Genomic DNA, 12,017 nt, shown 5'->3' on the forward strand with positions numbered 1-12,017 from the left:
TAAGTTCTTTATCCGACATAGACACCAACATATCAAACCGTCCGCTAAGAAAATTGCAAAAGTGCATATTCTAAAAGCGGACATTTTTACTTTGGAGAAACCGGACATTTCTACTTTGGGCTTACAAATGCGTTTCGTATAAGCTCTATTATGTTAAATGGACTGTAATTTTGTTGAAACTTACACTATTCATGAGTTTCTTATAAGAGATCTTTTGTTAAATAAAAAAGCCACCTAATTAGGTGGCTTATAGTTTATTGATTTTGTAATAACCGATTACTTAAGGTAATCGTAATATTTTCATCTTTATGAATAGTTAAAGGAAAACTATTAGATGTGATAATTTTTGTGTCTAAATCAATTATTAAATTATCACCTTGTTTACTCAATTTAAATATTTTTGCTTTTTCAGGGAATAAAGAAGATGCAAAAATATTCAGATCCTCTTTATTGTTAGGATCCTGAATTTTAGGTAAACAAGGAGCAGCTATTGCAAGCAAAATGTCTAGCAATGCACTAGTTTCATTAATTTCCTCTGTAGCAGATGCAAAATTTAAGCATTTTACAATATCTTCATAGGCGATATAGATCTGCTCTTTTGTTAGTGTATTTATATAAGTAATTTCTTCAACAGCAGCGTCAACTTTTTTGTCAGAAGTATTTTGATCTGATACGTTGTAATAAGATTCAATAGCTCCTTTTTTTAAGAAAAACACACCACAAGATTCAACGATCTTCAATAAGGCCTCATATCGATTTTTAATTACTATCCAATCAGAATGATTTTGTTGTAGATGCTCTTTTAAAGTATCTTCATTATTGGAAAATAGTGTTGAGAAAACTGCTCTTTTTTGAGCTCTAGGTAAATTAGTTTGACCATTAATCCAATATGGGTGTTTTATAGCTAAACCTTCGATTTCATTCCATCTTTCAGTGACTATTCTTGCGAAATCATTATTAATGTTTCGAGCTAAACTAAGAGCATCTTTTGCCCCAAATTTTGATGCCTTAATATTTGCTAATGCATTTCCTGTGAGGAATGGAGAAATTATATCTACTCCATCTGCAATAGCATCTGCATCAGCTAAAATTACAGGCTCTTTTCCGAAAAGTTTAAATAATTTAGCAACTATAGGCATTTGATCCTTTCCAATTACAGGAAGAATTTGAGAACCTGATGCTTCTAGAAATATTTGTAGTTTCTGGGCTAATGTATTACACATTACGACATCTGAAGGACCTTCAACAAGAAGTGGTCGTTGACAGAAAAGTGCTAGTTTATGTTCTTGTCCTAATTTAGAAATAAGATTTTGAATTTTAGGGTTTTTTAGAGTTCCATCCTCTTTGAGAACCTGCTTGGGTTCTAAATTCAGGTCATAACAAAAGATTAAAGAAGATAAATCTTCTGGCTTATTGATATGAAGCATTTCTGTAGAATGCGTTGCGATCACTATAATTTTTTTATTATTATTTTCATCTGGAAGCCCAACGGTATCTAAAATTTCATTTAATAAGAAAGATTGGAGTTGTGGATGTAGTGATACTTCAGGCTCATCAATGAATAATGCTCCTACTTCATCATCGTAAAGAGCACATAATATCCCAACTAAATGCATTAATCCGGATGCTTCTCTTCCTGATGAGTATGGCTTAGTTCCATCTAAACGAGAAAAGAATATTTTTAGATAACCATCATCCCAACTAATAATTAAATTTCTTCGAAATAATTTAATTAATCTTTCTTGAATTTTTATCAAAATATCTGGTCGTTGAGCTAATGTTTGATAATCACCTTGTAACGTTTCTATATTATGTCTACGCGAAGCATAGTCTTTTCCACCAAATTGGGCACTGTCATATTCAATGTTGCCATGAGATCTATGACCATCATAGTTTGATCTAAATTGTTCCAATAAACCAATACGACCTGCAGATATGAAACGGGACTTTTTTTTAATAAGTGGACTTATACTATCTTTTAAACTTCTTAATATATGTGTCTTTCCTGAGCCATTTGGACCTAAGATACAAGTAAATGTATTTTCTAATATTATTTGTCTTTGAATAGTTCCATTATGGCTATTTATATTACATGTCAGGTTTAAAGGTAATTCCATTGAATATAAGCTCTTATCAAATATAAAAATTAAGTTTTCCTAAAATTAACATAATACACCTTATACGAAATGTGTTATAATTTTCCTTAGAAATCAATGCTGTAGTTTCTAGTTTATAGCCCAATCACACCCGATTGGGCTTTTTTTATGACTTTTCACGTTCCACGCCTATTATTTCATCAATGTTCCACACTTTTGATTAGCTCAATTGAATAATCAGGATGCCTGGTCTTTTTCTTTTTGGCGTTCATCCAGCTCTTTTTTAAATGCCTTTTTATCCTGGTAGGATGCAATCAGCATGATTGGAATCAGTACTGGAGCAACCACAATGCCCAGGGCAATGTCTTTCAGTTTTGGCATGATCTTTCACCCTTATTGCTCAATCATTATCAAAGACGGCATTCAGCACACGGCCAAATAAACCACGTTTTTTGTGTTGTGGCACTGCCACATTTTGCAACGTGGCATGCTGTAGCGTTTGGGTGTGGTATGCCGTAGTTTCTTGCTGTGGCACTGCCACATTTTCTGCAATATTTAATTCATTATTCTTTTTATTATCATTGTCTTGTTGTGTTGTCGCATGCTGTGGTAGGTCGGTGTCGCATGCCGTAGCATCTTGTTGTGGTGCTGCTGTGGCAGGTGCAACACTTTTCAGCTCAATGAGTGTTTGCATACGGTCAATTTGTTGCATTAACCGTTCTTCACGTTCTTGGTATTTTTTGACTTCATTTTCTAAATGGGCAATAAGTTTTTTTGTAGATTCATCATCTTCTTGCTTAGATGATTCAATTTTTTGAGATGTTTGCTCAGGTTCTCCAAAGCATCGTATGACCTCTGCTAGATCGAATTGTCCATCACTGGAGCGTGATAAACGTCCATTACGTACAGCTCTGTAAATGGTTGATCTATCCACATGAAATTTTTTAGATACTTCACTTAGTGATAACTTAGCCATTTACGGTGTCCTTTTTATTTGATGGCATGTATCCCACTTTTTTTAGGTATGGGTATAGCTCTTTGAATTGAGCGGGATCTTGTAGCATCTCAGCAATACGTACAGCAAACTGTTGGTAGCTTTCTGTACCTTGAGAATATTTCCCCATTTCAGGTAATTCTGAAAGCTTATTAGCAAACATATGACGTTGAGCATCCGTCATTTTTGAAAAAAGATCTAGCGTGTTTGGATCTCGCTTATCTGCTATTGGTTGATTCGTTTTCTTTTGTTTGAAGGCGAATGAAAAACCTGAAATAGCACGACCTTTTTTATGTTGCTCATATTTAACGGTAATATCAGAAAGCTCATTAATTTGTTTAATAGCAATATCTAAAACACGTCTTTTAAAAGCCTCCATACGATCATATTCATTAACTCCTATACCCAATTGGCTACGAAATTTATTCAACTCATATATAGGTGTTTTGCCTACAGACTTCCATTGCATTAACAACTCATAAAGTCGTACAGCATAAACGCTTTTAAAATCGGAAGTTTTTTTAAGATGGTAACTAGTAAAATATTGTTCAAAGCCATCTATTTTTGTGACATGTTCAATTACAACACGAGTTAATGTTACTAGTATGCGACCTTCACCTTTTCGATAATTAGCATCTTGAATCCAACGACTTTTTGTTAAAGTTCCATCTTCATTGGTAATAGTAAATTGTCTTTTAAATAAAGAATCTTCTGCCTCAACTAAAGCTAAATAAGCAGCATCAGGTGAAACATTAAAGGCTGTAGCATATCTACTAGCATTTAGTTCTAATGGTTCTTCTGCTGATAATCCTTGGCCTGTTTCACGAGCATCGACAATAGCGAGCTGTAATAGGCGAGTTTCACTTAAAGTAAGTGTCTGTAAGGCTTGAACAAGTTTATTTGATTTTACAACTAAGTCGGCCATGTCATTCTATTTAGCAACGGTTTTATTATGTTGTTATAACAACACAATAAATATTTGTTGTCAAATTCCGAGGAAACGTTGCTATATAACCGAGGAAACGTTGCTATATAACCGAGGAAACGTTGCTATATAACCGAGGAAACGTTGCTATATACTTCTTAAAAGCATTGTAAAATAAGGGTTTCAGGCCATTTAAAAACATTTAAAAACATTTAAAATAATTAAAAGCCAAGTCACGAAAAATTGCCCTTGGTTTTCGCTTCGCTCAAACTCTATTGAACTTCGCTTTCGCTCAGTTCGTCGGGGCAATTTTTTGGTGAATACTTACGTGACTTTAAGAAAAAGTAAAAGAAACTTGGAATTCGCTTCGCTCATAGTACTTTTTTGCTCGCTTCGCTCGGGTCTAGACTCAATTTTCTACAAGTGATTTACTGTTTTTGAGATTTTGATACTAAAAAAATGTTTTTCAGGGAGTCTAGGCGCGACTTTTTATTGTGTCGCTCGTAGACACTCGCTTATATATTTATGTTTAGAAGCAAAAAATAGGGGATATTAGCTCGTTTAACTCTAAAAACAATAAATCCCTGGTTAAATCATTAAACGCTCTTAAAACGCAAAATAGAGCCTTTGGAGCAGACATTCATATTTAAAACCCACACATGAAATAAACAGCAGCATGTTGCTGACGCTCAATTTACGGAACTCTTATTTATACATTTACCAAAATTGATCAAAAAAAACGCTATTTTATAAAAATGGTGTTTTTTATTCTTTTTTAATCAAAGATAAACTTTTATGCTTTCCGCATAAAAGGTATATTTTGATTAGATAATGATCTACTACACAACAACGAAAACAGACTGTCTTCTCAGTCTTATGCAATGCATTTCGAATGGAAGGGCTAAGTTTTGGTTTTCTGATACTGTGCTTTTTTCAAAGTTCCATCATGTGCTTCCAAAATTAATTTTGAAGTATGGCCTCGATCTGACTGAATCTGAGCGTAAGAAAAAATCGGACTACGGGGAACCAGTATGGAGTCTGGTCATCAATTATGATCCAGCCAAAAGTGAGGTATTCCAGTTTTGGTTATTTACCACAGGCTACAGAGAAGCGCGAAGAAGTAAGCTGACGCTAAAAGAAATACTCGCCAAAAATTCGAGCATGGTACAGAAGCAAAAGTTGAATAGTCTTTTGACAACCAAAAGAGAAAAACTGTTGCACTATGGGGATTATGTACTGGGACAATACATTGAGTTTAGTGATCTTAAGCCACAATTTTCTCGGGTTTATTATCATCCTGAACGCTTTGGCGTTATTTTTAATGTTCATGCCAAGCGTGTAAAAACTATTGATAGTAACCAAGATCTGGTTTATCGGGTGTTTAAGCCTTTTGATGCATCTGATGTCAGGCGTTTTTCCAGTATTCAACGTATTTTCGGCTTTGCTTTTTTAGAAAATGAACATACACGTTGGAATCAGGCATCCGTGAGTGCATTTTTACTGCAACGGTTTGGAATTAAATTTAACGATGACGTGAGCTATAACGAGCGGTTGAAAGAGCTAACTCGTGCATTACGCGGGGTTCGTAAAAAGCATTTGGAGTTTTTTCAACGATATTCTCAGAAGAAAATCCGTTTTACCTGGTATCTATCGCAAGAATTTATGCAGTCGGCAACGCGGGAGTTGAATAAAAAAATTGATTTAATTTCGACTGAACAGGCTGATCGTTTGAAAGAAGCCACTTTTAGATTGAGTTCTAAGGGAACTTTTCATGGTACACGTCATCAAATTGGCACGTTACAGGCTAAAATGAGATCGATATTAAATGCCCGAAATCCCGAGCAGAAGAAGCTGAATCAAATGTATTTTCCAAAAAACTTACACTATGTACGCTTCACTGCCAAGAAGGCTTGGAGTATGAAAGAGTTTGAAGTGGCTTGTCGAAATGCAGATCAGATTTATTTGAATAAACGGAATAAGCGAAAGCCTAAAGATCAACGATTAAGAAGAGACAGAAAAAAATGCTAAAGCTTTTTTTCTTAAATTTCGCATAAGAGATTTTATGTTAAATACTTAAAACATCATGCTCTTTTATTTCTAAAAGGCTTTGTTGCAAAAATACCTAACACTATGATTTTATTATACTTATTTTTTATTAAAATTTTCTTAAACTCCTTAAAAATCAGTATTTTGCAAAATATTTATGCAACAAAGCCTATACATAAGAGCAAACGATCTTCCAACGGTAATTTATGCGGTCGTCCTTTACCAATATGACGAGGTAACTGCTTATTTAGCTCGGCCAACATGAGGTTAAATGTAGCCCAACTAACACCGGTAAGCCTACGAAACTTAACGTCTGATAATTTTTGAATATCTTTGAATTTCATCCAAGGATTATCCTTTGAATTAAATAAGTTTGCTGATTAATTTAAGATCAAATAAATTGTACGTTTTTTGATTTATGACGGAAGTCTATTAACTATATATTATTTCTTAAAAAACTATGTAATATTTAATGGAGTTAATAGGTTGAAATTATGGTAAATGAGTCAAGTGAAAATTTTTAAATATTCTTTTGTAATTTTAGCTGTAGTCTCTGTTTCCGCATATACCATGAGTGATCGTCAATCCACACAGTTTCAAGTCAAAATGCAAGTTATAGAAATTTGTGAGATTGGAGCAGGAGGCTCTTCGGATATTGATTTTGGGACTGTGACTCGTAATGCACAGAATGTTCAAACGACAGGGAGCTTAAATGTTCATTGTACTAATGGTACTCCCTATAATATTGCTTTAAATAGTGATGGTCGTTTGAAGCATGCCAATGATATTTCTATACAAATTCCTTATCAGCTTTATCAAGATCATGCCATGAGCAAAGAATGGGGCAATATTGCAGACAATCGTTTGTCACAACAGGGGACAGGGGAAACACAAAATATTAAGATTTGGGGTAAGGTTCCCAATGCTAATGTTCCTGCTGGGAAATATAGTGACACAGTAACTGCGACGGTTACCTATTAATTTTAAAATAAAAATCAATAAGTTAGAGTTACTGTAATCGTGTCAGAGTATTGCCCAGTACTACTGATGGGTTGAGCTGGAACCGTTGCATATACAGGTATATTATGATTATCTACAGAGTAAAAAGTATTACCTTGCCAAGGTTGATCATCGTGTGCGTTCCTAGAAAGGTTGTATCGGATATAGTTTCCTAAAGCATTTCTCATTCTTCTTTGTGTGCCCTGCGCATTGATGCCATTATTTAAACTGACTTGCATAATAGTGCCAACGGGACAGGCTAACTGTATATTTCCTGAGCTTATTAACGGTGTCTTCAGTTGGTCAACCGCACCAAAGTTAATATCTGTTGCCGACTGAATTAAGCAACTATTTTCATAATATGAGTTAACAATTAAATTATTATTACCAGTATTCGAATTTGCAAGGGCTTCTGTATCCGTTGGTACTTCTGATCCAACCTTGTATGCAGAATAAAGTTTCAATCCAATACTATTCGTTTGATAGTATGCTGCTGGTACGTTCTGTCCAGGCAACACCTGACCATATAGTTTAAGCCGAGTACTGACATTTCCAGTTCCTGCTTCAAACTGGAAAGTTTGGCATTGTGCTTGGTTTTTACGTTCTGAATCAGGAATCTTAAATGTTCTTGCTGCATCAGAATATAATTCATAATTGAGTAATGCTCTTACAGGATTATAAATAATCATACTTCGAGGAGTACTACCTGCGGGATCAAAACTATCAGCCACTAAACATAGCTTATACGTTACAGGCTGGTTTGAATTAAAGTAACAGTCAGCAATAACATCTGTTGAAACAAGTGCTGAGCCTTGAGCATTTGATGTTCCTAAACTTAACGTTGCAGACTGCCCTAACCAACAGCTACTAGCATAAGCAGGTAAACAAAAAAGAATAGATACTAGTAAGAATAAACTTGCATAAATAAAATATTTCGTTGAATCACTCATTTTAAACAAGTCATTGCAGTTTATTGACATACCATTCGCCCCAAATCACTAAAACCTTTTAATGTTGTAAGTTCAGGCAGTATCACTCGGCACTGCTTAAGTTGATTGCCTATGTAAAGTGTATTATTTTTTAGGTTATCGATATACACAACTCCATCGTGAGCCACAATAGTTGTGGGTTGTTGTTGCTGAATCGGTTCTTCTTGCCATACAGAAGTTCCCACGTTCACATTTTGTCCCTGTAAATCTACTACTTGAAGTTGCACAGATTTCACTTGATACATCGGGAATTGTACAAAAACGCCACTCGATTGGCGTGGTACAGCATTTTGTTGCGTTTTTTCAATTTTTAGATTAATTGGCAAATCAAGCGTATCTATAGCGATACTATTATTCTGATAAGGGTTCAAATAATCGAGTAGTAGATAACCTTTTTTATTAGTTTTACCAATTAAACGATTCTCTAGTCGTACAGGCACATCAGGTATTTGATCTGTTGAAACGATAGCAAATGAACCACTGCTTAGGCGTTTAGGTAAGATAGCATCTTTCAATAGTACAACCCCGCCATTCACTGAAGCGTAAATACTGGTATTACTTTGGTCTGAGGTCGTATGTTGAACGTTAAGTTGGGCCAAGCCATAACGACTTAAATAATCCAGTTGCCCCTGAAATTGTGAGTATAACTCAGTATGATTGGCCCTTGCTTGCCAACCGAAACCACCTTGGTCTTGATCCACAGAATGTAAGACGTTCAGGCTAAGTTGATTTTGATCATTACTACGTTGAGCTGTGATAGTTGCTGAATTCCGTTTCGCCCATGGAATATTAAAGGACAGGTAGTAACTATTTTCTTTATTTAGTAAGTCCCTGCTATAACTTAAATTCAGATTCATTCGTCGAGGGAAAATATAAGACCAGTTCAATAGAACATATTCGTTGCTGGACTGATCCTTATACTCTTGTTGAATATAGCTCCCTCCTAACTGACCAAACTTCGTATTTAAGCCCATGTAAAATTGATTGGATTGGGTTGCATATGAAGCATCATTTAAACTAGCGATATCACTGAACTGCCCATATTGACGTAATCCATTATAATTTAAGCTAAACAATGCTGAGTTCCAACTATAACCGAATCCAAGCAACTGTCCCGTGTTTTCAGGTGTATAACTATGGGCATAAGAGACATTGAATTGACCAGCTTGTCTCCCTAATTGGTAAACACCACCTAGCCCCACTTGCTGTAACTTTTCAGTCAACTCAGTATGGGTCTCAACAGTCAATGTATTGCTTAATCCATAACGATAACTACCACTTAATGCTAAATCATCAGCATAATCAAATGAAGATATGCCATAATTTAATTTAGGATAACCAAGGTTAAATGACCAATCATTTAGACCCCGTGCCAGTAAGTGATTTGCGCGATAGAGTGAAAAATTTTGGACTTGTTGTTGGCCATTGATGTCAGTAATGACCATTTGTGCATTGCCAGCACCTGTAATACTCGGTGTAGTTTGAATATCAAACTGCCCTGGCACTACATTCTGTGATGATTGCTTGATTCCATTAATGATAAGGTCAATCTGTGAAGGGAGTGCAACCTGCCCTTTAAAACTCATTAATGGGGTTGTAACCGTATAAGGCTGTAATGCGAAATTTTTAGCCAAACTTAGACCACTAATCCGAGTAGAGCGTGTCCACGTTAAAGCATCACTTTGCGCATCGCCCAAACGTAAACGAAGCATTTGCTCTGGGAAGTCTTTCTCCCAATACGTATCTAGAATTTGACGATCAGTAAACTGATTATCTTGATATTGATAATTACCTGAAATACTCAGTACACCATTGAATAGACCAAAATAACGAAGTTCATTCCATCCATTAAATGAAAAATGATCATCAGTTTGTTGTGCAAAAGCCGTATAGTTTAAAAGTAAGCCTTGTCTTTCTTGCTGGGGATTAACCGTTGCTACAGATTTAGCTTGATAACTATATTGGTTTTTTGCACTTAATAATTCAATAGGGACTTGTATGGTGATTTTCTGGTTTAGATTGTCATATTGATAACTTAGCCCGTTAATAGCATCTAAAGAAATATAGTTTGTTTGGTCAACCAAGATTTGAGGAGCACTACTTTGAATTGAGAGTTTGTCTAATGATGTCACATCTATATAAAGCTGTTTATCTTGTTGTAAAAAATGTCCTATTTCTGGTTGTGCTGATTGATTTAGTTCGACATCTAAATATAAATCTTGCTGCATATTTTGAATCAGTTTTGGATCGTTGACTTGTGCAAGTGTATTAGGTGCCACTGCAATGATTGCTCCTGCAAATAGCAAATCACTAATCTGTACACTCACAAAAACCACTCCAAAATTGATGAATACATCAATGTGCTAATTGAAGTATTTGTTCACGTACATCCATGTTCACAACAGCAACAAATTTTCCAGTCGGTTGAATATTCAGTTGTTTAGGGATAGGCCATTGCATACTCTGACCATTTAGAACATAGCCCATCAGTCCCATTTGAATTGGTGTCTTTTTACCTTGAGAATCTACATAAGCAAACTGGCTAAAACGCTTATAACTTGTAGTTTGATTGATGACTAGTAATTGATGATCCGTATATTTAAATGTCATGCCTTTTAAAGAAGTTAAGCCTTGATCTACAGCATTTATATGTGATGTTTTAAAGAAAACTGGGATCGAATATTTCAGCAAAAGCTGCAACCCGCTTTTCTCTTCAGTTTTTGGATTAGGTAATTCATCGACGATGAGTCGATAGGCTTGTTCAGATGAAAGATTGCTATTTGCGCTACGAATCAAGCGAACTAATTGTCTTTGCCCAGCAGGTATAGTCAATACCATGGGGCTTGCTATCAGATCTTTTGTAGGTGTAATAACATCTTGATTATTATTTTGTGTCCAATAATTTACTCGGACTTGGCCCCGAATTTCGTCACTTCCTGTATTGGTTAACCAAAGCTCTTTAACTTTTTCCTGAGGGGAAAACTCTAATAAAATAGGCGCAACCTGCAAGCTTGCAGCATGCGCCTGTATCATAAAAATACTCGTTACTAAACAAACTAAACTGTACTTACGTAGTAGATTAGAGCAACGTATCGTATTTCTCATATTGATATCCTTTAAATGAAGAATATCTTTACGATAACAAATATTAATATGTTACCGTGGCTGTAACTGTATCTTTATAGTTGCCTGCACGAACATTTGTTGAGCCAACGACTTTAGCAATTACAGAGATTGCTTCTACGTTACCTGAACCACTGTTTGAATATTTATTTTTATCGTTATCCCATGGCGTATCGCCATCTTGGAATAACTCATAAGCAATACTTGATGATTCATCTTTTTCATTTTTCATCTTACCACTACCTGAAAGACCTACACGGTAGGGTGTCTGATTTGTACAAGTTACATTTAGGGTTCCTGTTTTATCACTTGCAACACTACCGCTATTTACTTTACCAAAATCAATCTCTGTTGCATTGATAGAACATGTAGAAAGAACTTCAATTTTTACATCAAAAGTTGTTTTTGCCTGCTGTGTGCCTGCTGCTGGTGTTTCAGCACTTGCTTGTCCAGCTAAAAGTAAGTTAGTAGATACTAATAATGCAGTAGTGATAAATTTTTTCATTTAAGAATTCCAAGTATTAAATCCGATAGCCCAAAAGCAATCGTCATAAATAACATTGCTTTCACCTTTTATTTTTTATAGGTATTAAAATCACGTCTATAAAAATAAGTGTGAAATTTATCACTTTTTATATTTTTTTCAAGTTTTTTTTTTAACCAGCCATTCAGCATTATTAAATGTATTCGTCATTATTCTACTTTTTATAAAATAATGTGAACCGTACCGGGTTTGTCGGAGACCAACTTTCTTGAGAGAATGTCCCGATGACAAAACCAAAATATACCCCTGAAATCAGAGAAAGAGCGGTTCAATTATTGATTGAATCCGAAAAAGATTATCC

General features: G+C 35.1%; 11 protein-coding genes. 2 read left to right on the forward strand and 9 right to left on the reverse strand.

Features of this window, described 5'->3' with window-relative positions; genetic code table 11:
- Nucleotides 1–254: 254 nt before the first annotated feature.
- The 4 genes from FTT63_RS13935 to repM form a co-directional block, all read right to left on the reverse strand.
- On the reverse strand, nucleotides 255–2,117 hold the full coding sequence (locus tag FTT63_RS13935) for an ATP-dependent endonuclease (protein ID WP_138743310.1): 1,863 nt from the start codon (nucleotides 2,115–2,117) through the stop codon (nucleotides 255–257).
- Nucleotides 2,118–2,333: 216 nt separating this feature from the next.
- Nucleotides 2,334–2,477, reverse strand: coding sequence for a hypothetical protein (locus tag FTT63_RS13940; RefSeq protein WP_166135762.1), 144 nt, complete (start codon nucleotides 2,475–2,477; stop codon nucleotides 2,334–2,336).
- Nucleotides 2,478–2,496: 19 nt separating this feature from the next.
- Entirely contained in the window at nucleotides 2,497–3,072 is a 576-nt protein-coding gene (locus FTT63_RS13945; protein ID WP_180192427.1) for a plasmid replication DNA-binding protein, read from the reverse strand.
- Nucleotides 3,065–4,015 (reverse strand): replication initiation protein RepM, encoded by a 951-nt coding sequence (repM, locus tag FTT63_RS13950; protein ID WP_163170531.1) that lies wholly within the window; start codon nucleotides 4,013–4,015, stop codon nucleotides 3,065–3,067. The genes FTT63_RS13945 and repM overlap by 8 nt, the downstream gene beginning before the upstream one ends.
- 876 nt (nucleotides 4,016–4,891) lie before the next feature.
- Between repM and FTT63_RS13955 the strand changes: the two genes are divergently transcribed.
- On the forward strand, nucleotides 4,892–6,043 hold the full coding sequence (locus FTT63_RS13955; protein ID WP_163143596.1) for a hypothetical protein: 1,152 nt from the start codon (nucleotides 4,892–4,894) through the stop codon (nucleotides 6,041–6,043).
- 173 nt (nucleotides 6,044–6,216) lie between these two features.
- Here FTT63_RS13955 and FTT63_RS13960 read toward each other — a convergent pair whose 3' ends face one another.
- A complete protein-coding gene (locus FTT63_RS13960) occupies nucleotides 6,217–6,405 on the reverse strand; it encodes a hypothetical protein (protein ID WP_157799961.1) in 189 nt (62 codons plus the stop codon).
- Nucleotides 6,406–6,562: 157 nt separating this feature from the next.
- On the opposite strand from FTT63_RS13960, the gene FTT63_RS13965 reads away from it, so the two are divergent.
- On the forward strand, nucleotides 6,563–7,042 hold the full coding sequence (locus tag FTT63_RS13965; RefSeq protein ID WP_180192428.1) for a spore coat U domain-containing protein: 480 nt from the start codon (nucleotides 6,563–6,565) through the stop codon (nucleotides 7,040–7,042).
- Nucleotides 7,043–7,056: 14 nt separating this feature from the next.
- Here the strand turns inward: FTT63_RS13965 and FTT63_RS13970 are convergent, their stop codons facing one another.
- The 4 genes from FTT63_RS13970 to FTT63_RS13985 are packed head-to-tail and all read right to left on the reverse strand — an operon-like array spanning nucleotide 7,057 to nucleotide 11,677.
- Entirely contained in the window at nucleotides 7,057–8,010 is a 954-nt protein-coding gene (locus FTT63_RS13970; RefSeq protein ID WP_180002664.1) for a spore coat U domain-containing protein, read from the reverse strand.
- A 20-nt stretch (nucleotides 8,011–8,030) separates the two neighbouring features.
- Complete coding sequence (locus FTT63_RS13975; protein ID WP_180002666.1) at nucleotides 8,031–10,376, reverse strand: fimbria/pilus outer membrane usher protein; 2,346 nt, start codon at nucleotides 10,374–10,376, stop codon at nucleotides 8,031–8,033.
- Nucleotides 10,377–10,404: 28 nt separating this feature from the next.
- Nucleotides 10,405–11,154, reverse strand: a complete 750-nt coding sequence (locus FTT63_RS13980; RefSeq protein ID WP_163143588.1) for a molecular chaperone — start codon at nucleotides 11,152–11,154, stop codon at nucleotides 10,405–10,407.
- Between the two features lie 43 nt (nucleotides 11,155–11,197).
- Nucleotides 11,198–11,677 carry a spore coat U domain-containing protein gene (locus FTT63_RS13985; RefSeq protein ID WP_180192429.1) on the reverse strand — a complete coding sequence of 160 codons (480 nt, stop codon included), beginning with the start codon at nucleotides 11,675–11,677 and terminating at the stop codon, nucleotides 11,198–11,200.
- Between the last annotated feature and the right edge of the window lie 340 nt (nucleotides 11,678–12,017).

The organism is Acinetobacter sp. C15, assembly GCF_013420645.1.
In the GTDB taxonomy this organism is placed as follows: Bacteria; Pseudomonadota; Gammaproteobacteria; order Pseudomonadales; family Moraxellaceae; genus Acinetobacter; species Acinetobacter indicus.

Bases quoted from the DNA above. Each gene is read 5' to 3' on its own strand.
- FTT63_RS13935 (WP_138743310.1), bottom strand. From the start codon at position 2,117: ATGGAATTACCTTTAAACCTGACATGTAATATAAATAGCCATAATGGA.
- FTT63_RS13940 (WP_166135762.1), bottom strand. From the start codon at position 2,477: ATGCCAAAACTGAAAGACATTGCCCTGGGCATTGTGGTTGCTCCAGTA.
- FTT63_RS13945 (WP_180192427.1), bottom strand. From the start codon at position 3,072: ATGGCTAAGTTATCACTAAGTGAAGTATCTAAAAAATTTCATGTGGAT.
- FTT63_RS13970 (WP_180002664.1), bottom strand. From the start codon at position 8,010: ATGAGTGATTCAACGAAATATTTTATTTATGCAAGTTTATTCTTACTA.
- repM (WP_163170531.1), bottom strand. From the start codon at position 4,015: ATGGCCGACTTAGTTGTAAAATCAAATAAACTTGTTCAAGCCTTACAG.
- FTT63_RS13985 (WP_180192429.1), bottom strand. From the start codon at position 11,677: ATGAAAAAATTTATCACTACTGCATTATTAGTATCTACTAACTTACTT.
- FTT63_RS13965 (WP_180192428.1), top strand. From the start codon at position 6,563: ATGAGTCAAGTGAAAATTTTTAAATATTCTTTTGTAATTTTAGCTGTA.
- FTT63_RS13980 (WP_163143588.1), bottom strand. From the start codon at position 11,154: ATGAGAAATACGATACGTTGCTCTAATCTACTACGTAAGTACAGTTTA.
- FTT63_RS13960 (WP_157799961.1), bottom strand. From the start codon at position 6,405: ATGAAATTCAAAGATATTCAAAAATTATCAGACGTTAAGTTTCGTAGG.
- FTT63_RS13955 (WP_163143596.1), top strand. From the start codon at position 4,892: ATGCAATGCATTTCGAATGGAAGGGCTAAGTTTTGGTTTTCTGATACT.